22 protein-coding genes are annotated in these 22,335 nt (G+C 70.5%); 20 read left to right on the top strand and 2 right to left on the bottom strand.

Annotated elements, in window-relative coordinates; translation table 11 throughout:
- Window positions 1-48 precede the first annotated feature (48 nt).
- The 5 genes from rho to LL648_RS39005 all read left to right on the top strand — a co-directional run bounded on the left by rho (window position 49) and on the right by LL648_RS39005 (window position 5,489).
- Window positions 49-2,334, top strand: a complete 2,286-nt coding sequence (gene rho, locus LL648_RS39025) for a transcription termination factor Rho (RefSeq protein WP_232667998.1) — start codon at window positions 49-51, stop codon at window positions 2,332-2,334.
- Between the two features lie 159 nt (window positions 2,335-2,493).
- Window positions 2,494-2,709, top strand: coding sequence for a 50S ribosomal protein L31 (gene rpmE / locus LL648_RS39020; RefSeq protein ID WP_232667997.1), 216 nt, complete (start codon window positions 2,494-2,496; stop codon window positions 2,707-2,709).
- 75 nt (window positions 2,710-2,784) lie between these two features.
- A complete protein-coding gene (gene prfA, locus LL648_RS39015; protein WP_232667996.1) occupies window positions 2,785-3,849 on the top strand; it encodes a peptide chain release factor 1 in 1,065 nt (354 codons plus the stop codon).
- A 104-nt stretch (window positions 3,850-3,953) separates the two neighbouring features.
- Complete coding sequence (gene prmC / locus LL648_RS39010; RefSeq protein WP_232667995.1) at window positions 3,954-4,832, top strand: peptide chain release factor N(5)-glutamine methyltransferase; 879 nt, start codon at window positions 3,954-3,956, stop codon at window positions 4,830-4,832.
- Window positions 4,833-4,841: 9 nt separating this feature from the next.
- Window positions 4,842-5,489: an L-threonylcarbamoyladenylate synthase gene (locus LL648_RS39005; RefSeq protein WP_232667994.1), complete on the top strand. Its 648-nt coding sequence runs from the start codon at window positions 4,842-4,844 to the stop codon at window positions 5,487-5,489.
- Window positions 5,490-6,111: 622 nt separating this feature from the next.
- Here the strand turns inward: LL648_RS39005 and LL648_RS39000 are convergent.
- A complete protein-coding gene (locus tag LL648_RS39000; RefSeq protein ID WP_232667993.1) occupies window positions 6,112-6,807 on the bottom strand; it encodes a TetR/AcrR family transcriptional regulator in 696 nt (231 codons plus the stop codon).
- Window positions 6,808-6,979: 172 nt separating this feature from the next.
- Between LL648_RS39000 and glyA the strand changes: the two genes are divergently transcribed.
- The 13 genes from glyA (at window position 6,980) to LL648_RS38935 (ending at window position 17,776) form a co-directional block, all read left to right on the top strand.
- A complete protein-coding gene (gene glyA, locus LL648_RS38995; protein ID WP_232667992.1) occupies window positions 6,980-8,260 on the top strand; it encodes a serine hydroxymethyltransferase in 1,281 nt (426 codons plus the stop codon).
- Window positions 8,261-8,324: 64 nt separating this feature from the next.
- On the top strand, window positions 8,325-9,431 hold the full coding sequence (locus tag LL648_RS38990) for a glycosyltransferase family 4 protein (RefSeq protein ID WP_232668026.1): 1,107 nt from the start codon (window positions 8,325-8,327) through the stop codon (window positions 9,429-9,431).
- Window positions 9,428-9,865, top strand: coding sequence for a hypothetical protein (locus LL648_RS38985; RefSeq protein ID WP_232667991.1), 438 nt, complete (start codon window positions 9,428-9,430; stop codon window positions 9,863-9,865). Before LL648_RS38990 ends, LL648_RS38985 begins: the two co-directional genes overlap by 4 nt.
- A 180-nt stretch (window positions 9,866-10,045) precedes the next feature.
- Window positions 10,046-10,264, top strand: coding sequence for an AtpZ/AtpI family protein (locus LL648_RS38980; RefSeq protein ID WP_232667990.1), 219 nt, complete (start codon window positions 10,046-10,048; stop codon window positions 10,262-10,264).
- 57 nt (window positions 10,265-10,321) lie between these two features.
- A complete protein-coding gene (atpB, locus tag LL648_RS38975) occupies window positions 10,322-11,107 on the top strand; it encodes a F0F1 ATP synthase subunit A (RefSeq protein WP_232667989.1) in 786 nt (261 codons plus the stop codon).
- 66 nt (window positions 11,108-11,173) lie between these two features.
- Complete coding sequence (gene atpE / locus LL648_RS38970) at window positions 11,174-11,398, top strand: ATP synthase F0 subunit C (RefSeq protein ID WP_232667988.1); 225 nt, start codon at window positions 11,174-11,176, stop codon at window positions 11,396-11,398.
- A gap of 35 nt (window positions 11,399-11,433) precedes the next feature.
- Complete coding sequence (locus LL648_RS38965) at window positions 11,434-11,985, top strand: F0F1 ATP synthase subunit B (RefSeq protein ID WP_232667987.1); 552 nt, start codon at window positions 11,434-11,436, stop codon at window positions 11,983-11,985.
- A complete protein-coding gene (locus LL648_RS38960) occupies window positions 11,985-12,815 on the top strand; it encodes a F0F1 ATP synthase subunit delta (protein WP_232667986.1) in 831 nt (276 codons plus the stop codon). The genes LL648_RS38965 and LL648_RS38960 overlap by 1 nt, the downstream gene beginning before the upstream one ends.
- A gap of 48 nt (window positions 12,816-12,863) precedes the next feature.
- Entirely contained in the window at window positions 12,864-14,513 is a 1,650-nt protein-coding gene (gene atpA / locus LL648_RS38955) for a F0F1 ATP synthase subunit alpha (RefSeq protein ID WP_232667985.1), read from the top strand.
- An 11-nt stretch (window positions 14,514-14,524) separates the two neighbouring features.
- Window positions 14,525-15,487 carry a F0F1 ATP synthase subunit gamma gene (locus tag LL648_RS38950; protein ID WP_232667984.1) on the top strand — a complete coding sequence of 321 codons (963 nt, stop codon included), beginning with the start codon at window positions 14,525-14,527 and terminating at the stop codon, window positions 15,485-15,487.
- The gene (gene atpD / locus LL648_RS38945; RefSeq protein WP_232667983.1) at window positions 15,487-16,914 is read left to right on the top strand and encodes a F0F1 ATP synthase subunit beta; all 1,428 of its coding nucleotides are present in this window, start codon (window positions 15,487-15,489) and stop codon (window positions 16,912-16,914) included. The genes LL648_RS38950 and atpD overlap by 1 nt, the downstream gene beginning before the upstream one ends.
- A 12-nt stretch (window positions 16,915-16,926) precedes the next feature.
- Window positions 16,927-17,301, top strand: a complete 375-nt coding sequence (locus tag LL648_RS38940) for a F0F1 ATP synthase subunit epsilon (protein ID WP_232667982.1) — start codon at window positions 16,927-16,929, stop codon at window positions 17,299-17,301.
- A gap of 10 nt (window positions 17,302-17,311) precedes the next feature.
- Window positions 17,312-17,776 carry a DUF2550 domain-containing protein gene (locus tag LL648_RS38935; RefSeq protein ID WP_232667981.1) on the top strand — a complete coding sequence of 155 codons (465 nt, stop codon included), beginning with the start codon at window positions 17,312-17,314 and terminating at the stop codon, window positions 17,774-17,776.
- 77 nt (window positions 17,777-17,853) lie between these two features.
- On the opposite strand, the gene LL648_RS38930 is transcribed toward LL648_RS38935, so the two are convergent.
- Window positions 17,854-18,426 carry a cob(I)yrinic acid a,c-diamide adenosyltransferase gene (locus tag LL648_RS38930; RefSeq protein WP_232667980.1) on the bottom strand — a complete coding sequence of 191 codons (573 nt, stop codon included), beginning with the start codon at window positions 18,424-18,426 and terminating at the stop codon, window positions 17,854-17,856.
- A gap of 79 nt (window positions 18,427-18,505) precedes the next feature.
- Here LL648_RS38930 and LL648_RS44885 point away from each other — a divergent pair, with 79 nt between their 5' ends.
- Window positions 18,506-20,536, top strand: coding sequence for a serine/threonine-protein kinase (locus tag LL648_RS44885; RefSeq protein ID WP_305080816.1), 2,031 nt, complete (start codon window positions 18,506-18,508; stop codon window positions 20,534-20,536).
- 63 nt (window positions 20,537-20,599) lie between these two features.
- Window positions 20,600-21,868: a UDP-N-acetylglucosamine 1-carboxyvinyltransferase gene (gene murA / locus LL648_RS38920; RefSeq protein ID WP_232667979.1), complete on the top strand. Its 1,269-nt coding sequence runs from the start codon at window positions 20,600-20,602 to the stop codon at window positions 21,866-21,868.
- Window positions 21,869-22,335 lie beyond the last annotated feature (467 nt).

The raw sequence follows: 22,335 nt of genomic DNA, 5'->3' as shown, positions 1-22,335 counted from the left end.
TGAATCCGCTGACCCGGGCACGGCCCGGTTGGTCAGGAAGGACAATCGTTGAGCGAGACCGATCTCGTCAGCACCGAGGCAGCACCTGCGCCACGCAAGCGCGGTGGTCTCACCGGAATGGTGCTGGCGGAGCTCCGCCAGCTGGCCGGGGAGCTGAACATCTCGGGCATCTCGGGAATGCGCAAGGGCGACCTGATCGCCGCGATCAAGGAGCGCCAGTCCGGCGGCTCCGGGGCGGCTTCGACGGCCCCCGCCTCCGCGCAGCTGAGCCTGCCGGAGAGCAGCGCACCCGCCACGAGCGCGCCCGTGACCAGCGAGGACGCCCCGGTAGTCGCGGCGCCGAGCAGGCGCCGCCGCGCTGCCTCCCGCCCCGCGGGAGCGCCGGTGGCCAGGGATGCGGCCCCCGTTGACACCGCAGTGACCGCGCCGGACGCAACAGCTGCGCCCGCCGAGAAGACGCCGGACGCGAAGGCTGCACCGGCGGAGAAGGCGCCGACGAACGGCTCCGCGCCCAGCACGGAGAGCGCCGCCGCCGCAATTGCGGCCGCCGCCCCGGCAGGCCCGGACACCGCCGAGTCGAAGGCCCCCGTGGTCGTCGAGCGGCCCGTCACGGGCGAGAGCAGCGAGAACGAGGGCGGCAGCCGCCGCTCCCGGCAGCGCCGCAACGTCAACCGCGGCGAGCAGAACGGCGTCGCCGCAGCCGAGACCGCTGCGCCGGCCGAGGCACCCGCCCAGCCGGCCGACGCGGAGCCGGAGAGCGGCGACGACCGCCCGTCACGCAGCGAGCGCCGCAATCGGGGCGACCGGGCCGCCGAGAACAGGGCCGCCGAGAACAGGGCCGCCGAGAACAGGGCAGCCGACAACAGGGCAGCCGACAACAGGGGCGGCGACGACCGCTCCGACAACCGCGGCCGGGGTGACAACCGGGGCGACAACCGGAACGACCGGGGCGACCGGAACGACAACCGGGGCCGCCCAGACAACCGCCCCGACAACCGCCCCGACAACAGGGCCGACAACCGGGGCGACCAACGTCCCGACAACCGCCCTGACGACGACGATGACGACGGCGACGGTCGCGGCCGGCGCGGACGTCGCTTCCGCGACCGCCGCAGGGGCCGCGACCGCAATGAGCGCACCGGCGGCGGCCAGGGCGGCAGCGGTCAGTCCAACGTGGACACCGAGGTTCGCGACGGCGACGTGCTGCTCCCGGTCGCCGGGATCATCGACGTGCTGGACAACTACGCGTTCGTCCGCACGACCGGTTACCTGTCCGGCCCCACCGACGTCTACGTCTCGCTCTCGGTCGTGCGCAAGTACGGGCTGCGCCGCGGCGACGCCATCACCGGCGCGGTGCGCGAGCCCCGCGAGGGCGAGCAGTCGCGACAGAAGTTCAACCCGCTGGTCAGGGTCGACTCGATCAACGGGCAGGACCCCGACAGCGCGCGCAACCGTCCGGAGTTCACGAAGCTGACCCCGCTCTACCCGAACGAGCGGCTGCGCCTCGAGACCGAGCCGTCGAAGCTCACCACCCGCGTGATCGACCTGGTCATGCCGGTCGGCAAGGGCCAGCGCGCGCTCATCGTCTCGCCGCCGAAGGCCGGCAAGACGATGATCATGCAGGCGATCGCCAACGCGATCACCACGAACAACCCGGAATGCCACCTCATGGTCGTGCTCGTCGACGAGCGGCCCGAGGAGGTCACCGACATGCAGCGGTCGGTGAAGGGCGAGGTCATCGCCTCGACGTTCGACCGGCCGCCGTCGGACCACATCACCGTGGCCGAGCTGTCGATCGAGCGGGCGAAGCGGCTCGTCGAGATGGGGCACGACGTCGTCGTCCTGCTCGACAACATCACCCGGCTCGGCCGCGCCTACAACCTGGCGGCGCCGGCGTCGGGCCGGATCCTCTCCGGTGGTGTCGACTCGACCGCCCTCTACCCGCCGAAGCGGTTCCTCGGCGCGGCCCGCAACATCGAGGACGGCGGCTCGCTGACGATCTTCGCGACGGCGCTCGTCGAGACCGGTTCCACCATGGACACCGTGATCTTCGAGGAGTTCAAGGGCACCGGCAACGCCGAGCTCAAGCTCGACCGCAAGATCGCCGACAAGCGCGTCTTCCCGGCGATCGACGTCGGCGACTCCAGCACCCGCAAGGAAGACCTGCTGATGTCTGCCGACGAGTACGCCGTCATGGTCAAGCTGCGGCGCGTGCTCTCCGCGCTCGACGACCAGCAGGCCATCGACCTGCTGCTCACCCAGCTGCGCAAGACCCGCACCAACATCGAGTTCCTGATGCAGGTCGCGAAGAGCACACCCGGCAACGACGACTGAGTCGCCGACAAGTCGTCGCAGTCAAGTCGTCATAGCCAGGCCGTCGCCGCCCCGCCGGGAACACCGGCGGGGCGGTGATGGTTGAATGGACCGTCACGCTCCGGCTCCGGTTCACCCCAGGTCAGACGGGGACCCGGCGCCACATCGAGAGGAACCACCGTGCGTTCAGGCATTCACCCCGAGTACGTCGAGACGCAGGTCACCTGCGGCTGCGGCAACCAGTTCACCACGCGCAGCACCAAGACCAGCGGCGCGATCACCGTTGAGGTCTGCTCCGCTTGCCACCCCTTCTACACCGGCAAGCAGAAGATCCTCGACTCCGGCGGTCGAGTCGCCCGCTTCGAGGCGCGCTACGGCAAGCGCCCCGGCAAGTAGCTGCATCGACGGCGCCCACCGCAACGGTGGGCGCCGTCGGCATGTTCACGGCAAAGATCGTTGTTGGGAGGCGAGATGACCGCGTCGAGCGTGGAAGCGCTGCTCATGGAGCACGCCGAGCTGGAGCGTGCGCTCGCCGACCCGTCCGTGCACGCCGACGCCGCCAACGCGCGCAAGCTCGGCCGGCGCTACGCCGAGCTGGGCCAGGTCGTCGGCGCCGCACGTGAGCTCGCCGCTGCCCGCGACGACGAGACGGCCGCGCGCGAGCTGGCCGCGGAGGACCCCGCGTTCGGCGCGGAGGCCGACGAGCTCGCCGCCCGCATCCCCGCGCTGGAGACCCGCCTGGCGGAGCTCATGCGCCCGCGCGACCCGCACGACGGCGACGACGTCGTCATGGAGGTCAAGTCGGGGGAGGGCGGCGAGGAGTCGGCGCTCTTCGCGGGCGACCTCGTGCGGATGTACACCCGCTACGCCGAGCGGCGCGGCTGGAAGGTCGAGGTGCTCGATGCCGTCGTCAGCGACCTCGGCGGCTACAAGGACCTCACGATGGTCCTGCGCTCGCGCGGCACCGACCCCGAAGGCGTCTGGTCGGCGCTGAAGTTCGAGGGCGGGGTGCACCGCGTGCAACGGGTGCCCGTCACCGAGTCGCAGGGCCGCATCCACACCTCGGCGGCCGGCGTGCTGGTCTACCCCGACACCGGGGAGGACGCCGACGTCGAGATCGACGAGAACGACCTGCGCGTCGACGTCTTCCGGTCGTCGGGGCACGGCGGGCAGAGCGTCAACACCACCGACTCGGCCGTCCGCATCACGCACCTGCCCACCGGCATCGTCGTGAGCTGCCAGAACGAGCGCTCGCAGCTTCAGAACCGCGCGCGGGCGATGGAGGTGCTGCGCTCCCGGCTGCAGGCGCTCGCCGAGGCGGAGGCGGCCGCCGCTGCGTCGGCCGAGCGCCGATCGCAGGTGCGCACGGTCGACCGCTCCGAGCGGATCCGCACCTACAACTTCCCGGAGAACCGCATCTCCGACCACCGCGTCGGGTTCAAGGCGCACAACCTCTCTGCCGTGCTCGACGGCGACCTCGACGACGTGCTGGGCGCGCTCGCCGCCGCCGACCGGGCCGAAGCCGTCGGTGCATGATCAGCCACCCGTCGGCGTGGCGTGGGCAGGAAAGCCACTTTCCGGCCCTGCGGGGGCAGTAACGTGGCTTTCCTGAACTCTTGCCTGAGCGAGGAGGAGGCCACGTGAGCCGGCAGCCGCTCCGGCTGGCGATCGCCGAGGCCGAACGTGTGCTCGCCGCCGCAGGTGTGGCCTCACCGCGGGTCGACGCCGAGATCCTCGCCGCCCACGTCGTCGGCGTCGAGCGCGGGCGGCTGATGATGCAGCCGCTCGTCGACCCGCCCGTCGTCGAGGCACTGCGCCAGTACGTCGTGCGCCGCGCGGCCCGTGAACCGCTGCAGCACCTGCTCGGCACGGCCGTGCTCGGGCCGGTCGCAGTGGCCGTAGGGCCGGGGGTCTTCACGCCCCGCCCGGAGACGGAGCTGCTGCTCGAATGGGGCCTGCGCACGCTCCACGGTGTCGCGTCGCCGCTGGTGGTGGACTTGTGCACCGGCTCGGGCGCGCTGGCCCTCGCCGTCGCGACCGCACGTCCCGACGCCGTCGTGCACGCCGTCGACATCGACCCGGGCGCGCTCTCGTGGGCCCGGCGCAACATCGAGGACCACGTCGCGCGCGGGGGCTCCCCGATCACCCTGCACGCGGCGGACGTCCGGGCGAAGGACCTGCTGCTGGAGCTGGAGTCGCACGTCGACCTCGTGCTCTGCAACCCGCCCTACGTGCCCGACAACACGCCGTTGCCGCCCGAGGTCACCGAGTGGGACCCGCCCGGCGCGGTGTTCGGCGGCCCGGACGGGCTGGAGGTGATCCGCTCGGTGATCGCCGCCTCGGCCGCGCTGCTGCGCTACGGCGGGCACCTCGGGATCGAGCACGACGACACGCAGGGCGAGGTCGTGCCCGCGTTGCTGCGCCGCCGACGTGTGCTGACCGACGTCGAGGAGCACCGCGACCTCACCGGCCGCCCCCGATACGCGACCGCCCGTCGTCGCAAGCCGGCGCACTCGTAGGCTTCGCGGGTGGCACCGATCTACGACTGCGCCGACCCCGACAAGCGGGTCGAAGGCCTCGCGGCGGCGGCCCGCGCCGCACGTGCCGGGAAACTCGTCGTCCTGCCGACCGACACCGTCTACGGTCTCGGCTGCGACGCGTTCGACTCCAACGCCGTCCGCGCGCTGCTCGCGGCGAAGAACCGCGGCCCGGACATGCCCGTTCCGGTGCTCGTCGGCTCGTGGTCGACGATCGACGGGCTGGTGCTGGGCGTGCCGAAGGCGGCGCGCGACCTCATCGAGGCGTTCTGGCCCGGCGCCGTGTCGCTGGTGCTGCAGCACGCGCCGTCGCTGACCTGGGACCTCGGCTCGACCAAGGGCACCGTCATGCTGCGGATGCCGCTGCACCCGGTGGCGCTGGAGCTGCTGGGCGACGTCGGCCCGATGGCCGTCTCCAGCGCCAACATCTCCGGCCGGCCACCCGCCACCACCGTCCTCGAGGCCGACGAGCAGCTGCGCGAACGCGTCTCGGTCTACCTGGACGGCGGACCGTCCGGCGAGCCCGTCGCCTCGACCATCGTCGACCTCACCGCCGACGACCCCCGCATCCTGCGCGAGGGCGCGGTGACAGGGGCCGATATCGAGAAGGTGCTGGGCCGGGCGGTCACGACCGCCTGACCCCCGCCGGCACGGCGGCTGGAGTGGTGGCGGGGTGTGCCAGCAAAGCCACTTTCCTGTCCTGTGGCGCCAGGAAAGCCACTTTCCTGGCACTGCCGTGACCAGCCCGGTGTCGCGGACGGGGGCAGGGTCGACCATGATCACCGGCTGGGTGCGCGAACCGACCAAATTGGTTCGTTTCCGCGCCGAGATGGTGATCATGAGCCGGAACTCTCGCCCGAGCCGCACGTGGTGGCCTGCGCAGCTCACCCAGTGGGTGGAGGGCAGGAACCCACCCACCCCGGCTGGCCGTCACCGCCCGGGTCGGGCCCCGGGTTGCTCGTGCACAGGTTCGCCTCCCCGTGCACAAGTTCGAACCTGTGCACGAAGGCATCAACCTGTGCACCAGCGCCCCTGCGCCCGCTCTCCGTGCACACCCCCGAGTGCCGCACCCAGCACGGATTCACATCCCTCGTGGCGGCCCGAAGGGCCATGGCGGACTTTCCTGACCTTCCACGGCGCACCGCACTCCCGTGCACCCGCGGACGGGTGCGAAACGCACACGTTGCCGGGAAAGCCACGGTCCCGGCCCCATATGCCGGGAATGCCACTTTCCCGGCAACCCCGGCCGGCCGGCTTCGTGCTACGGCAGGCCGACCAGGTCGGCCAGCCGGTCCGTGGCGTCGGTGAAGAAGCGTTCGTGGTCCTCGACGATGTTGTTGGTGTGGCCGAAGATCTCGAAGCTGATCAGTCCGAAGAGGCTGATCCACGCCGTCACGCCGCGGGCGGCGAGCGACGACTCCGCACTCGTGGACGCGAGCCCGACGCGCTCCGCGATGTCGGGGGTCAGCGCGGCGTCGGAGCCGGTCGGGGAGCCGAGCGGGTCGACGGTGCCGGCCGCGACACCGTCCGAGATCAGCGTGGTGAGCAGCAGCCCGACCCGCCCAGCGGGTCCGATCGTCGCCTGCGGCGCTGCGTAGCCAGGCACCGGCGAGCCGTAGACCAGCGCGTACTCATGCGGGTGCGCGACGGCCCACTCCCGCGTCGCGCGGCAGATCGCCTGCCACCGCGCGCGCAGGTCGCCCTTCGGCGCGGCCGCGACGGCCTGTTCGGCAGCCTCGCCGATGGCGTCGTAGGCCTCGACGATCAGCGTGGTGAGCAGGTCGTCGCGGCTGGGGAAGTAGCGGTACACCGCTGACGACGCCATGCCCATCTCACGCGCGACGGCCCGCAGCGAGAGCGCGGCGGCGCCGTCCGACGCGAGGTGGCGCCTGGCCACCTCGGCGATCTCCTTGGTGAGCTCGGCGCGGACGCGGGCCCGGGTTCCGGCGGCACTCATCGCTGCAGTCTGCCAGTACTGGAGCACTGATGACAATCGTGAGCACTGCTCCCGCTGGCCCAGGAAGGGCAGGAAAGCCACTTTCAGGCCCTGTGGGGGCAGGAAAGTGGCTTTCCTGCCCTCGGCCGAAGGCCGGGGCGGGCCGTGGGTGGGCCGCAGGTACCGTTGAACCGTGACGACACCGTTCTGGGGACCGGACTTCGACGAGCTTCAGCACCAGGATCCCGAGATCGCGGGAGTGGTGCTCGAGGAGCTGGACCGGCTGCGCGGCGGCCTCCAGCTGATCGCCAGCGAGAACCTCACCAGCCCTGCCGTGCTGGCCGCGCTCGGTTCGACGCTGTCGAACAAGTACGCGGAGGGATACCCCGGGCGTCGCTACTACGGCGGTTGCGAGGTCGTCGACAAGGCCGAGGAGATCGGCAACGCCCGCACGAAGGAGCTGTTCGGCGCGGAGCACGTCAACCTGCAGCCGCACTCGGGCGCGTCGGCGAACTTCGCGGTCTACGCGGCGTTCACCCAGCCCGGCGACACCGTGCTCGCGATGGACCTCAAGCAGGGCGGGCACCTCACGCACGGCAGCAAGGTCAGCTTCTCCGGCAAGTGGTTCAACGCGGTGTCCTACACCGTCCGCGAGGACAGCGAGCTGATCGACTACGACCAGGTCCGCGACCTCGCCCGCCAGCACAAGCCCAAGATGATCATCGCCGGCGCCACGGCGTACCCGCGCCTGATCGACTTCAAGGCGTTCCGCGAGATCGCCGACGAGGTGGGCGCCAAGCTGATGGTCGACGCCGCGCACTTCATCGGGCTGGTCGCCGGGCAGGCGATCCCCTCGCCGGTGCCGTTCGCCGACGTCGTCAGCGCCACCACGCACAAGGTGCTGCGCGGCCCGCGCGGCGGCATGATCCTCTGCAAGGCCGAGCACGCCAAGGCGATCGACAAGGCCGTCTTCCCGTTCTCGCAGGGCGGTCCGCTGATGCACGCGGTCGCCGCGAAGGCGGTCGCGATGAAGGAAGCGGCGCAGCCGGAGTACAAGGCCTACGCCACCCAGGTCATCGCCAACGCGCAGGCGCTCGCCAAGAGCCTCGAGGCGGAGGGCATGCGCGCGGTCTCGGGCGGCACCGACACCCACCTCGCGCTGGTCGACCTGCGCCCCATCGGCGTCACCGGCGACCAGGCCGAGACCCGCTGCGACGCCGCGCGGATCACGCTCAACAAGAACGCGATCCCGTACGACCCCGCGCCGCCGCTCAAGCCGTCCGGCCTGCGGGTCGGCTCGCCGAGCGTGACGTCGCAGGGCATGGTCGAGTCGGACATGGCGGAGATCGCCTCGCTGGTGTCGCGTGCGGTGAAGGCCGAGCACGGCACGCCCGACGGCGACGCCGAGCTGGTGGAGGTCGCCGACGCGGTGTCGGCGCTCGTCGCCAGGACGCCCGCCTACCCGCGTCCCTGACGAACCGCCGGCCGTCCCCGTGCCTGGGCTGGTCCTGCCGATCCGGGAGTACCTCCTCGCCGGGATGACATCGGCCGTCATCACCTATCTGCTGGTCGGGCCGGTGCGGGTGCTCGCGCTGCGGCTGCACGCCGTGGCGTGGCCCCGCGGCCGCGACGTGCACGTGACACCCACCCCGCGCTGGGGCGGCATCGCGATGCTCGGCGGGGTGCTGGCCGGCGTGCTGATGGCCTACCAGCTGCCGGCGCTGCGGCTCGCGTTCGACTACTCGAACGAGATCATCGGCGTGGTCATCGCGGGGGTGCTGCTCTCGGTCGTCGGCATGCTGGACGACCGCTACGACCTCGACGCGATCACCAAGCTGGTCGGCCAGATCACCGCAGCCGGCGTGCTGATCATGTTCGGGCTGCAGTGGACGGCGTTCCCGGTGCCGTGGGGCGGTGGCGGCGGCCTGTTCTCCATGTCGATCCTGAGCCTGGGGCTGGAGCAGGGAGTGCTGCTGACGGTCCTGATCACCGTCGCGCTGGTCAACGCCATGAACTTCATCGACGGACTCGACGGCCTCGCCGCGGGCCTCGGCATGATCGCCGCGCTGGCCACGGGCCTGTTCGCCATCGGGCTGCTCTCCCGACTCGGCTACTACGACCCCTCGGCGTACGTGCCCGCGCTGCTCGCGGCCGTGCTGTCGGGGGCCTGCCTCGGCTTCCTCCCGCACAACTTCAACCCCGCCAGGATCTTCATGGGCGACTCGGGGTCGATGCTGGTCGGGCTGATCCTGGCGGCCGCGACGACGAGCATGTCGGGTCGGATGGCGATCCCCACCGGCTCGTCGGGGGCCGCCGATGTGCTGGCGCTGTTCGCACCGCTCATCGTGCTGGCCGCGGTGGTGTTCGTGCCGGTGCTCGACCTGCTGATGGCGGTCGTTCGGCGCACCCGCAAGGGGCTCAGCCCGTTCGCGGCTGACAAGATGCACCTGCACCACCGCTTGTTGGAGATCGGCCACAGCCAGCGCCGAGCGGTGCTGCTGATCTACTTGTGGGCGGGTGTGCTCGCGTTCGGCGCAGTTGCGCTGGCGCTGATCGACGACCCGTCGATCGTGCTGTGGGCGGTGGGGATCGGCCTGGTCGTGGTCGTGCTCGCCTCCGCCATCCCGAGAGTGAGGGCCAGATGACCGAACCGGAACCCGTGAAGGACGCTCCGCACGTCGCGACGGTGCTGCGGCTGGCCGGGGTGATGCAGCGCAACGCGTTGGTGCTCACGGCGATCGTCGGGGTCATCGCGATCGTCGTGGCCGCGGTGCTGCGGGCGTGGCCGGGCGCGATCGGTGCCGTCGTCGGTGTGATCATCGGCGGTGGCGCGGGGTTCGTCGGGACGTTCGTCATGCGCAAGACGGCTCGTGCGAGCGCCGCCGGGGTGATGGTCGCCGCCATGACCGCGTTCGTCGGCAAGGTACTGGTGCTGCTGGTCTTCCTGATCGTCTTCCGCGGCACGACCCTCTTCGACAACCAGGCCTTCGCGTTCACGCTGCTCGCGGTGACCGCCGCCTACATCGGCGGCGAGGTCGTCGGCTTCGTTCGCGCCCGCATCCCGGTCGTCGACCTCTGAGACCCCCGAACGGGTGACGTGGGCCGGCTCACTCTGCGATCCGGGTCACCCCTGCACGGTTGTTCTACACGCGATAGAGCAGGTCGCCGACCCGTCCGGCCCACCACGTGGCCCGGTTGGCCGTCCGCCGAGGTCGTCCCTGGTAAAGAGCTGCTAACACGCCTGATAGTGTCCGTGCTGATGGAGCTGGACCGGGCCCCCGATGGAGGCGGCAAGACGCCACCGCCGGGGGACGCGTGGACCGCTCTGTCCTACCTCCTGTCGGGTTTCCTGATCTTCGGGGCGATCGGATGGGGGCTGGATGCACTGCTTGGCACGGGACTGTTCCTGCCGGTCGGCCTGCTGGCCGGTGGAGCCGCTTCGTTGTATCTGATCTACATCAGGTACGTTAAGTCCTGATCGTCACGATTCTGCCGCCCCGGATCACCCGGCCGGTGGAACCGGAAGGAGCATTGGGTGACCACGTTGGCCACCGCCCCACCGCCCTCGGGAGGCTTCAACTCTCCCGGGGTGGAGGACTTCAACCTGCCGCCGATCTTCGGTGACATCACGAAGCCGGTGCTGCAGCTCGTTCTGGCCGCACTGATCATCTGGGCGTTCTTCGCCCTCAGTGTGCGCAAGCCGAGTCTCGTGCCCAGCAAGGGCCAGTTCCTCGGCGAGTCGTTGCACGGGCTCGTCCGCAACTCCATCGCCCGAGACAACATCGGGCCGGAGTTCCTCAAGTTCGTGCCCTACCTCACCACCCTGTTCGCCTTCATCCTGGTGAACAACCTGTTCGGGATCATCCCGATCATCCAGTTCCCGACGTTCTCACATCCCGGCATGCCCTACGTGCTGGCGATTTTCACGTGGCTCATCTTCACGTGGGTCGGGATCAAGCACCACGGGTTCATCGGCTACCTGCGGATCTCCACGTGGCCGCCCGGGGTGCCGGGGTGGGTGCGGTTCATCCTCACCCCGATCGAGTTCATCTCGAACATCCTGCTGCGCCCGGTCACGCTCTCGCTGCGACTGTTCGGCAACATGTTCGCCGGCCACCTGCTGCTGCTGGTGTTCATCCTCGGTGGCGAATACATGCTGCTGCATTCCGAGACGCTGCTGCCGAAGATCATTTCGCCGATCGCGTTCGTGCTGGCCATCGTCTTCACGTTCTTCGAGGCCTTCATCCAGGTGGTGCAGGCCTACGTCTTCGTCATCCTGACGGCGTCGTACATCGGCACCGTGCTCGCCGACGACCACTAGTTCCTCCCCACACAGAACTGACGGGTCCGTCGGCACGAACCACGGACCGGATGAAAGGAATACGCAATGTTGATCAGCGGTAACCTGAACGTCATCGGTTACGGCCTCGCCGCGATCGGCCCGGGTATCGGCGTCGGTATCGTGTTCGCCGCGTTCATCAACGGTGTCGCCCGCCAGCCGGAGGCCCGTGGCCAGCTGCAGGGCATCGCGTTCATCGGCATGGCGCTCTCCGAGGCGCTCGCCATTCTCGGCCTGGTGCTCGCATTCGCGTTGCAGCCCATCGCGGGCTGAGCTAGCGCATCGCAGGGCAAGGCGGAGGAGACATCATGATGAGCGTCCTTGCGGCGGAGGAGATCAATCCTCTCACGCCGCACCCTGTCGAGATGATCGTCGGCACCATCGCCTTCCTCATCTTGTTCTTCGTCCTCAAGCGCACGGTCTTCCCGCAGTTCGAGAAGATCTACGCCGAGCGGACCGACAAGATCGAGGGTGGGCTGAAGCGGGCCGAGGAGGCCCAGGAGCAGGCCGCCGCCCTCAAGAAGGAGTACGAGGAGCAGCTGGCCGGCCTTCGGGCCGAGGCGGCGCGCATCCGCGACGACGCCCGCGCCGAGGGGCAGCAGATCAAGGCGGAGCTGCGGGCGCAGGCCGAGGAAGAGGCCGCACGCATCAGGGCCCGCGGTGAGGAGCAGATCACCGCAGCGCGCGAGCAGGCCGTCCGCCAGCTCCGCGGTGAGGTCGGTGGCCTCTCCGTGCAGCTCGCCGAGCGGCTCATCGGCCGCTCGCTCGCCGACGACGCCAGCCGTTCCGCCACCGTCGACACGTTCCTCGACGAGCTCGACGGCCTCACGCGGCGCCGCGAGACCAGCGGAGCGAGCTGATGGCCGTCGTCCTGCAGGCAGCAAGCCGGGAAGCGCTGGCCTCGGCCGGCGCCCGGCTCGACGCCTTCGCGGACAAGGCGAAGGTCGACGTCCTCGTGCAGGTCGGCGAGGAGCTGTTCGCAATCGCCGAGCTGCTCGTGGCGCAGAAGGCGCTGCGCCGGCTGCTCGGGGACCCGGCAGCCGACGAGTCGGCCCGCGTCGCGCTCGCGCAGCAGGTGCTGGGCTCGAAGGTGTCGAAGCCGACGTTCGAGCAGCTCACCGGCCTGCTGCGGGCCCGGTGGTCGCGCTCGCTCGACCTCGTCGACGGCGTCGAGTCGCTCGCCCGGCAGGCCACGCTGGCCGCGGCGGAGAAGAACGGCAAGCTCGACGACGTCGAGGACGAGCTGTTCCGCTTCGGCCGGATCCTGGACAGGGAACCGCAGCTCAACGGGCTGTTGGCCGACACAGCCACCCCGGTCGGCGGCCGCACCGCGCTGCTCGACCAGGTGCTCGGCGGCAAGGTGTCGACGACCACCGCAACGCTGCTGCGCCAGACGGTCCGGCTGCCCCGCGGCCGGCACCTCGACGTCATCGCGGAGGAGCTCGCCGAGCTCGCCGCAGCGCGACGCGACCGCTCGGTCGCGAAGGTCCGGACGGCGGTCGCACTCACGTCCGAGCAGGAACAGAAGCTCGTCGACAAGCTCACCCGGCTCTACGGCCGGGCGATCTCGCTGCAGGTCGAGCTGGACGAACGACTGCTGGGCGGCCTTGTCGTGCAGGTCGGTGACGAGGTCATCGACGGCAGCGTCGCGGGCAAGCTCGCCGCCGCGCGCCGCACCCTCCCGAGCTGACCTATTCGGGCTGACTTTTCCGATCGAAGAGAAGGAACACCGACAGCCATGACAGAGCTGACGATCTCCTCCGAGGAGATCCGGAGTGCGATCTCCAGCTACGTCTCGTCCCTGGAGACGGCGACCACTCGCGAAGAGGTCGGCCACATCTCCGACACCGCTGACGGCATCGCGCACGTCGAGGGCCTGCCCTCGGTGATGACGAACGAGCTGCTCGAGTTCGAGGGCGGCATCCTCGGCGTCGCGCAGAACCTCGACGTCCACGAGATCGGCGCCGTGATCCTCGGCGAGTACGCCGGCCTCGAAGAGGGCCAAGAGGTCAAGCGCACCGGCAAGGTCCTCTCGGTGCCGGTCGGCGACAACTTCCTCGGCCGCGTCATCGACCCGCTCGGCGCCCCGATCGACGGCCTCGGCGACATCGAGTCCGACGAGGAGCGTGTGCTCGAGCTGCAGGCGGCCTCGGTCGTCGAGCGCCAGAGCGTCAGCGAGCCGCTGCAGACCGGCATCAAGGCGATCGACGCCATGACCCCGATCGGCCGCGGTCAGCGCCAGCTGATCATCGGCGACCGCAAGACGGGCAAGACCGCCGTCTGCGTCGACACGATCATCAACCAGAAGCAGAACTGGGTGAGCGGCGACCCGAAGCAGCAGGTCCGCTGCATCTACGTCGCGATCGGCCAGAAGGGCTCGACGATCGCGGGTATCCGCAAGTCGCTCGAGGACGCCGGTGCGCTGGAGTACACGACGATCATCGCGGCGCCCGCGTCCGACCCCGCCGGCTTCAAGTGGCTCGCGCCTTACACCGGCTCGGCGCTCGGCCAGCACTGGATGTACCAGGGCAAGCACGTCCTGATCATCTTCGACGACCTCTCCAAGCAGGCCGAGGCGTACCGCGCGATCTCGCTGCTGCTGCGTCGCCCGCCGGGCCGCGAGGCCTACCCCGGTGACGTCTTCTACTTGCACTCGCGGCTGCTCGAGCGTTGCGCGAAGCTCTCCGACGAGCTCGGCGCGGGCTCGATGACCGGGCTGCCGATCATCGAGACCAAGGCGAACGACGTGTCGGCGTACATCCCGACCAACGTCATCTCGATCACCGACGGCCAGGTCTTCCTGGAGTCCGACCTGTTCAACCAGGGCGTCCGGCCGGCGATCAACGTCGGCATCTCGGTGTCCCGCGTCGGTGGCTCCGCACAGGTCCGCGCGATGCGCACGGTCTCGGGCTCGCTGCGCCTCGACCTCTCGCAGTTCCGCGAGCTGGAGGCGTTCTCCGCGTTCGGTTCCGACCTCGACGCCGCGTCGGCCGCGGCGCTCGGCCGTGGCGCCCGCCTCGTCGAGCTGCTCAAGCAGGCCCAGTACCAGCCGCAGCCGGTCGAGGAGCAGGTCGTCTCGATCTTCCTCGGCACCCGCGGCCACCTCGACTCGGTCCCGGTCGCGGACGTCCGCCGCTTCGAGCGGGAGTTCCTCGACCACGTCCGTCGCAACGAAGAGGGCATCCTCGGCGAGATCCGCGACACCGGGAAGCTCTCCGACGAGCTGTCCGACCGCATCTCCACCGCCGTGAAGAGCTTCAAGGAGGGGTTCACCGCCTCCGACGGCTCTTCGGTGGTGCCGAAGGAGGCCAAGGCCGAGGCGCTCGACGAGGACGAGGTCGATCGCGACTCGGTCAAGGTCTCCAAGCCGGCTCCGGCCAAGAGCTGACGGGATAACCGATGGCGGCACAGATCCGGGTGCTGCGGCGACGGATCAAGTCGACGCAGTCCATCAAGAAGATCACCCGCGCGATGGAGCTGATCGCGACCTCGCGGATCGCGAAGGCCCGCGCGCGGGTGGACGAGTCGAGGCCCTACGCCGAGCAGATCACGGCGGTCCTCACCGAGCTGGCGAACAACTCGGCGCTGGACCACCCCCTGCTCGTGGAGCGCGCGGAGCCGAAGCGCGCCGCGGTGCTGGTCGTCACGAGCGACCGCGGGCAGTGCGGCGGCTACAACGCGAACGTCCTCAAGGAGGCCGAGCAGCTCCAGCAGCTGCTGCGTGAGCAGGGCAAGGAGCCCGTGCTCTACGTGATCGGCCGCAAGGGCGTCGGCTACTACCGGTTCCGCAGGCGGAAGGTCGAGGAGAGCTGGACCGGCTTCTCCGAGCAGCCGCGGTACGCCGACGCCGCGGAGGCGACCCGCACGCTCGTCAACGCGTTCATGGAGGGCACCGCCGACGGCGGCAACGGGGTGGACGAGCTCCACCTCGTCTACACGACCTTCAAGAACATGGTGACCCAGACGCCGCAGGCACGGCGGATGGCACCGCTCGAGGTCGAGTACGAGGCCGACACCGTCGGTACGCCCGGCGGCGAGATCGAGGAGCGGCGCGAGCAGGCCGCCGAGCACGCGAACGAGGTGCGGCCGCTCTACGCGTTCGAGCCGAGCCCGGACTCGCTGTTCGACGCGCTGCTGCCCAAGTACATCGGGGCGCGCCTGTTCGCGGCGCTGCTGGAGTCGGCCGCCTCGGAATCGGCGGCCCGCCAGCGTGCGATGAAGGCCGCGACCGACAACGCCAACGAGCTGATCCGTACCCTGACACTGGAAGCCAACCAGGCTCGTCAGGCTCAGATCACTCAGGAGATCAGTGAGATCGTCGGTGGCGCCGACGCTCTCGTCAGCGCAGGGAGTGAGAACTGATGACCGCCACCGCCGATACCGGCACCACAACAGGTCGGGTCGTCCGGGTCACCGGCCCGGTCGTCGACGTCGAGTTCCCGCGCGGATCCGTGCCGGAGCTCTACACAGCGCTGACCGTCAAGGTCGAGCTCGGTGAGCTCGCCAAGACGCTGACCCTGGAGATCGCCCAGCACCTCGGCGACAACCTGGTCCGCACCATCTCGATGCAGCCGACCGACGGTCTGGTCCGCGGCCAGGAGGTCACGAGCCTCGGCCGCCCGATCTCCGTCCCGGTCGGCGACCAGGTCAAGGGGCACGTGTTCAACGCGCTCGGCGAGTGCATCGACAAGCCCGACCTGGAGATCACCGGCGAGCTGTGGGGCATCCACCGCAAGGCGCCGAACTTCGACCAGCTCGAGGGCAAGACCGAGATGCTGGAGACCGGCATCAAGGTCATCGACCTGCTCACCCCGTACGTGGTCGGCGGCAAGATCGGCCTGTTCGGTGGTGCCGGCGTCGGTAAGACGGTGCTGATCCAGGAGATGATCCAGCGTGTCGCGCTGAACTTCGGTGGCACCTCGGTGTTCGCCGGGGTCGGTGAGCGCACCCGTGAGGGCAACGACCTCATCACGGAGATGACCGAGAGCGGCGTCATCGCGAACACCGCGCTCGTGTTCGGCCAGATGGACGAGCCGCCCGGCACGCGTATGCGCGTCGCGCTCTCGGCGCTGACGATGGCGGAGTACTTCCGCGACGAGCAGGACCAGGACGTCCTGCTGTTCATCGACAACATCTTCCGGTTCACGCAGGCCGGTTCCGAGGTCTCCACGCTGCTGGGCCGCATGCCCTCGGCGGTCGGTTACCAGCCGACGCTCGCCGACGAGATGGGCGTGCTGCAGGAGCGGATCACCTCGACGCGCGGTCGCTCGATCACCTCGATGCAGGCGATCTACGTGCCCGCCGACGACTACACCGACCCGGCGCCGGCCACGACGTTCGCGCACCTCGACGCCACCACCGAGCTCTCGCGGCCGATCTCCCAGAAGGGGATCTACCCGGCGGTCGACCCGCTCACGTCGACCTCCCGGATCCTCGACCCGCAGTTCATCGGCGACGAGCACTTCCGCGTCGCGAACGAGGTCAAGCGGATCCTGCAGAAGTACAACGACCTGCAGGACATCATCGCGATCCTCGGCATCGACGAGCTCTCCGAGGAGGACCGCCAGCTGGTGGGCCGCGCGCGGCGCATCGAGCGGTTCCTCTCGCAGAACCTGCTGGTCGCCGAGCAGTTCACCGGGCAGCCGGGCTCGACGGTGCCGTTGAAGGAGACCCTCGAGTCGTTCGACAAGATCGCCAAGGGTGAGTTCGACGACGTCCCCGAGCAGGCCTTCTTCCTCTGCGGTGGTCTCGAGGACCTCGAGAAGAACCGCAAGAAGCTCGAGGGCTGACCCTTGGCAGAGATGACGGTCGAACTGGTCGCGGTCGAGCGGCGGATCTGGTCGGGCTCGGCCAGCTTCGTGCTCGCCCGCACCACGGTCGGCGAGATCGGTGTACTCCCGGGGCACGAGTCGACGCTCGCACAGCTGGAGGAGGCCGGTGTCGTGCGGATCGACGGCACCGACGGGACGTCCACGACGCTGGCCGTGCACGGCGGGTTCCTCTCGATAACGCCGGAGACGGTCACGGTGCTGGCCGAGTACGCCGAGGTGTCCGACGAGATCGACGTGTCGAGGGCCCGTTCGGCGCTCGACAAGGCCGACACCTCAGAGCCGGCTGGTGCGGCGGCCGCGGCCAGGGCGAACGCCCGGCTGAGGGCCGCGGGCGCCGCGGAGTAGCTGGACAGCGGTGGGAGCAACGACCCTCGTCGTCAGCATCCTGCTGCTGCTCGCCTGCCTGTGTCTCGGCTATCTCGCCATCCGGCGGGTACGGCTGATGCGGGGCGGTGGTGTGGACGTGTGTCTGCGCCGCCGCCCCGTTGCCACATCCAGGCTCACCTCGCGCGACGCCGCCGCCGGCTGGCACTTCGGGGTCGGCCGGTACCGCGGCGACCAGCTGGCCTGGTTCCGTCTGACGTCGTTCCGGCCGGGCCCGACGGTGGTGGTCGACCGGACCACGCTGGAGATCGTCGACCGCCGCCAGCCCGTCGCGGCGGAGGCCTACGCGCTGCCGCCCGCGGCCTCGGTGCTGTACTGCCGCGGCCGGGGCGTCGACGTCGAGCTCGCCATGGCGCCCGGCGTGCTCACCGGCTTCCTGTCGTGGCTCGAATCGGCCCCACCGGGCCGGACCACGGGCTACCGCCAGGCCTCCTAGCCACGAACTTCCCCACCGTTTTGTCTACTTGCGCGCCCAGAAGGCGCGCAAGTGCACAAAACGGTGGGGAAGTTCGGTCAGGTGGCGCCGCCGGGCTGCCAGAGCACATCGCCGTCGGGGTTGGCGGCGCGGCCGAGGATGAACAGCAGGTCCGAGAGGCGGTTCAGGTACTTCGCCGTCAGCGGGTTGGTGCGCTCGGCGTCGACCTCCAGCAGTGCCCACACCGAGCGTTCCGCCCGCCGGGTGACTGTGCGGGCCACGTGCAGGTACGCCGCGCCGGGTGTGCCGCCGGGCAGGATGAACGAGGCCAGCTTCGGCAGGTCCTCGTTGAACTCGTCGCACCAGCCCTCGAGGCGGGTCACGTACTCCTCCGTGACGCGCAGCGGCGGGTACTTCGGGTCGGGAACGATCGGCGCGCAGAGATCGGCGCCGACGTCGAAGAGGTCGTTCTGGACCTGCCGCAACGGCACCAGCAGCGCCTCGGCGAGCCCGCCCACGGTGACGGCGACACCGAGGGCCGCGTTGGCCTCATCGGTGTCGGCGTAGGCCGCGAGCCGCACGTCGGTCTTGCGGACGCGGCTGAAGTCGCCGAGCGCCGTCGTGCCGTCGTCGCCGGTCTTCGTGTAGATCCTGGTCAGGTGCACGGCCATGTGCCGAGACTATGCCGGGGGGTCGGCGATCACCCGAACGGCTGATCTATTCTCCGGAGCAACTACAAGGGAGACGTTCATGCCGGACGCGCCGGGTGACTCCGGCACCCTCGTCGGGGGTCGCTATCGGCTCTACGACGTGCTGGGCGAGGGTGGCATGGGCGCGGTGTGGCGGGCCGCCGACGAGGTGCTCGGTCGCGAGGTTGCGATCAAGCGGGTGCGCCTCGGTTCGCTACCGGCCGCCGATGCCGCGCGGGCCCGCGAGCGGACGATGCGCGAGGCCCGGATCGCCGCCGCACTGCACCACCCGAACGTCGTGACGATCTTCGACATCGTGATCGACAGCGGCGAGCCGTGGCTGATCCTCGAGTACGTCCCATCGCGCAGCCTCGGCGCGATCCTGCGCGAGCACGGCACGCTGCCGCCCGGTGAGGTCGCCGCCATCGGTGCGCAGATCGCGGCGGGCCTGTCGGCCGCGCACGCCGCGGGGGTGGTGCACCGCGACGTGAAGCCGGACAACGTCCTCATCGCGGGTGCGAGCCAGAACCCGCTCGACTGGACGACGGCGAAGCTCACCGACTTCGGGATCTCACGGGCCGCGCAGTCGCCCGACATCACCGCCGCGGACATCCTCAGCGGCACCCCGGCGTACTTCGCGCCGGAGGCCGCGCGTGGCGAGGGCACCGGCCCGCGGACCGACATGTACTCGCTCGGCGCGACCCTCTACGCCGCGGTCGAGGGGCACCCGCCGTTCGGCGGCGACCAGGGCAACGTCCTTGCGCTGCTCACGCGGGTCGGCCGGGGTGGCGCGCCGGCGCCGGAACGGGCGGGCCCGCTCACCGGTGTGCTGCGCGACCTGGTGTCGGACGACCCGAGCGTGCGGCCGACCGCGGCGGAGGCGCAACGCACGCTGAACGCGCTCTCGACCGTCCGACGCCGCCCGTCGATCAACGCCACGGGACCGCAGCCCGTCCGACCCGCCGCTGTTCATCCAGGCACCGCTGTTCAGTTGGGCACAGTTCAGCGCGACCCGACGCTGTTCTTCGAACAGAAGCCGGCGCCGCCGACCGACTTCGAGACGGCGTTCGCGGCCACCCCGAAGCCCAACCACGTGAAGCGTCTCGTCATCGCCGGTGTTGCCGTGCTGGCGGTGCTCGCGCTGGTGCTGGCGTTGACGACGGGTGGCGGTGGGCCGGGGGAGCCGACGCCGGCGACGGCGCCGGAACCGACGCCGGGGGCGAGTGAGCCGGAGGCGGCCGGGCCGATCACGATCCCGGACCCGCGGGTCGCGGATCCCTGCTCGTTGCTCGACCCGGCCGCGCTCGGTGCGCACGGCGCGGTAACGCTGGACGACGGCGCGGTCCCGTTCGCGGCCTGCCGCGCGATGGTGACCCCTCCGGACGGGCTGCCGCTCGCCGTCTCGGTGGAGTTCCAGTCGGCGGCCCAGACCGCGCAGGCCTCCCAGGAGTTCGAGGGCGCACCCGAGCAGGTCGGCCCGTTCACGGTGGCCCGGTTCGCGCCGGTCGGCCCGCGCTGCGCCCGGCGGGTGCTGCTGCCCGACGGCAATGTGGCGCTCTTCACGACCACCGGGAGGGGCACCGACTCCGCCGTCTCCTGCGCCGTCGCAGATACGGGTGCGCGCGCAATCGTCGCGGCGCTGACCGCGCACGGCATCACACCCCGCCCGCGCTCGCTCACCGACGGCAGCGTGCTCGCCGGCATCGACGCCTGCGCGCTGATCACGCCTGAGGAGCTCGCTGCCGTCCCGGGCATCGACGTCACCGGACGCCCCGGGTTCGGCTCCTGGTCGTGCGAATGGGCGTCTGGAACGGGCGCCTACGTCCGGCTCGCCTTCGCCTGGCGGGCGCCGTTGACCCCGGAGGACGGCCGCGGCACCGACTTCGCCGGCCGTCCGGGCACCACCCAGCTGACGGCGGGCAGCGACTGCTTCGCGCAGTTCGGGCAGCGCACGTTCGCCGGGCCGAGCGGGGCGCCGCGGATCGAGGCGGTGCAGGTGTTCGTCTACCGGTCGCTGCCCGACGCGGAGCTCTGCGGGGCGGCGGCCACACTCGCGTCCGCCGCCGTCGGGAAGCTCCCGCCGCCCGCTTGAGCGTTCCAGGCGCTCCTGGGGCGGGTGCGGTGACACGACGGTGAGGGGATAGCGTCGGTGTCCGTGGCAGAGCATTTTTCGGTGAGCGGCGGCGCCCGGCTCGTGGGCGCCGTCGACGTCGTCGGCGCGAAGAACAGCGTCCTGAAGCTGATGGCCGCGTCCTTGCTGGCAGAGGGCACGACGACGATCACGAACTGCCCCGAGATCCTCGACGTACCGCTGATGGCCGACGTGCTGCGCAGCCTCGGCTGCACGGTCGAGGTCGAGCGCGACACCGTGACGATCGACGTGCCCGCCGAGCCAGGTTCACAGGCCGACTACCGCTCGGTGTCGAAGCTGCGCGCCTCGGTGTGCGTGCTCGGGCCGCTGGTGGCCCGCTGCCGGCACGCGGTCGTCCCGCTCCCCGGCGGCGACGCGATCGGCTCGCGGCCGCTCGACATGCACCAGGCGGGGCTGCGCAAGCTGGGCGCGACCACGGAGATCGAGCACGGCAGGGTCGTCGCGAGCGTCGAGGAGCTGCGCGGCGCGCAGATCTGGCTCGACTTCCCCAGCGTCGGCGCCACCGAGAACATCCTGATGGCCGCGGTGCTGGCCGAGGGCACCACGGTGATCGACAACGCCGCGCGTGAGCCGGAGATCGTCGACCTGTGCACGATGCTGTCGCACATGGGCGCCAAGATCGAGGGTGTCGGCACCTCGACGCTCACCGTGCACGGCGTCACCGGGCTCTCCCCGACCACCCATCGCGTGATCGGCGACCGGATCGTCGGCGCAACCTGGGCGTTCGCCGCGGCGATGACCCGCGGCGAGGTGACCGTCCGCGGGGTCGACCCGCACCACATCGACCTCGTGCTCGACAAGCTGCGCAGCGCGGGTGCACGGACCGACATCGGCGAGGACGAGTTCACCGTCACGATGGAGGGCCGGCCCACCGCCGTCGACTTCGTCACGCTGCCCTACCCGGGCTTCGCCACCGACCTGCAGCCGATGGCGATCGCGCTCTCCGCCGTCGCCGACGGCACCTCGATGATCACCGAGAACGTGTTCGAATCGCGCTTCCGGTTCGTCGACGAGATGGTGCGCCTCGGCGCCGACGCCCGCACCGACGGCCACCACGCCGTGGTCCGGGGCGTGCCGCAGCTGTCGAGCGCCCCGGTCTGGGCGAGCGACATCCGCGCGGGCGCCGGGCTCGTCCTCGCCGCGCTCTGCGCCGACGGCGAGACCGAGGTCTGGGACATCGAGCACATCGACCGCGGCTACCCCCGCTTCGTCGAGAACCTCAGCGGCCTCGGCGCCACCATCGCACGCGTGACGGCCGACCCGGACCGCTGAACGCTCCCACCAACCTGAGCCGCGCGCCGCAGCCCCGGGGAGCGCCAGGAAAGCCACTTTCCTGGCACCGCACGTCCCCCTGATGCTTGAGAGCGGCAAACGCGCAGCCCAGGTCGTCCACCCACACGCCAGGGGTCAGGAAAGCCACTTTCCTGCAACGGCATTGCATGAAAGTGGTTTTCCTGACCTCCGCGCACATCGCACACAGCGGCCTGCGGCGAGCTGGCAGGCCCAGCAGCCCGCCTGGTTCGAACGAACGGGGGGGCACTTTCGTCCAATAGGTGTGGACGAAAGTGCCGTTCGTTCACCGGTGCTGGCCGACTTGCGGGTGCTGGTGGCTGTCGCGGCAGCCGTCAGCACCCGCAACTGAGGAGCGGTGCCCACTTCGGCGGGTCACGTCCCGCTGAGTGGTGGAGTTCGTGCTCGACACCGTGCGGGTCAGTGTGTGGTCATGATGCCGTGATGAG

This window comes from Pseudonocardia sp. TRM90224 (genome assembly GCF_021245725.1).
In the GTDB taxonomy this organism is placed as follows: domain Bacteria; phylum Actinomycetota; class Actinomycetes; order Mycobacteriales; family Pseudonocardiaceae; genus Pseudonocardia.
The sequence above is the reverse complement of the archived record's forward strand: the minus strand, read 5'-3'. Positions and strand labels throughout refer to the sequence as shown.

Coding starts and splice junctions, on each gene's coding strand:
- LL648_RS38985 (WP_232667991.1), top strand. CDS start 9,428: ATGACCGAACCGGAACCCGTGAAGGACGCTCCGCACGTCGCGACGGTG.
- atpD (WP_232667983.1), top strand. CDS start 15,487: ATGACCGCCACCGCCGATACCGGCACCACAACAGGTCGGGTCGTCCGG.
- atpA (WP_232667985.1), top strand. CDS start 12,864: ATGACAGAGCTGACGATCTCCTCCGAGGAGATCCGGAGTGCGATCTCC.
- prfA (WP_232667996.1), top strand. CDS start 2,785: ATGACCGCGTCGAGCGTGGAAGCGCTGCTCATGGAGCACGCCGAGCTG.
- LL648_RS44885 (WP_305080816.1), top strand. CDS start 18,506: ATGCCGGACGCGCCGGGTGACTCCGGCACCCTCGTCGGGGGTCGCTAT.
- LL648_RS38980 (WP_232667990.1), top strand. CDS start 10,046: ATGGAGCTGGACCGGGCCCCCGATGGAGGCGGCAAGACGCCACCGCCG.
- LL648_RS38990 (WP_232668026.1), top strand. CDS start 8,325: ATGACATCGGCCGTCATCACCTATCTGCTGGTCGGGCCGGTGCGGGTG.
- LL648_RS38965 (WP_232667987.1), top strand. CDS start 11,434: ATGATGAGCGTCCTTGCGGCGGAGGAGATCAATCCTCTCACGCCGCAC.
- LL648_RS39000 (WP_232667993.1), bottom strand. CDS start 6,807: ATGAGTGCCGCCGGAACCCGGGCCCGCGTCCGCGCCGAGCTCACCAAG.
- LL648_RS38930 (WP_232667980.1), bottom strand. CDS start 18,426: ATGGCCGTGCACCTGACCAGGATCTACACGAAGACCGGCGACGACGGC.
- LL648_RS38950 (WP_232667984.1), top strand. CDS start 14,525: ATGGCGGCACAGATCCGGGTGCTGCGGCGACGGATCAAGTCGACGCAG.
- atpE (WP_232667988.1), top strand. CDS start 11,174: ATGTTGATCAGCGGTAACCTGAACGTCATCGGTTACGGCCTCGCCGCG.
- LL648_RS38940 (WP_232667982.1), top strand. CDS start 16,927: ATGACGGTCGAACTGGTCGCGGTCGAGCGGCGGATCTGGTCGGGCTCG.
- LL648_RS38960 (WP_232667986.1), top strand. CDS start 11,985: ATGGCCGTCGTCCTGCAGGCAGCAAGCCGGGAAGCGCTGGCCTCGGCC.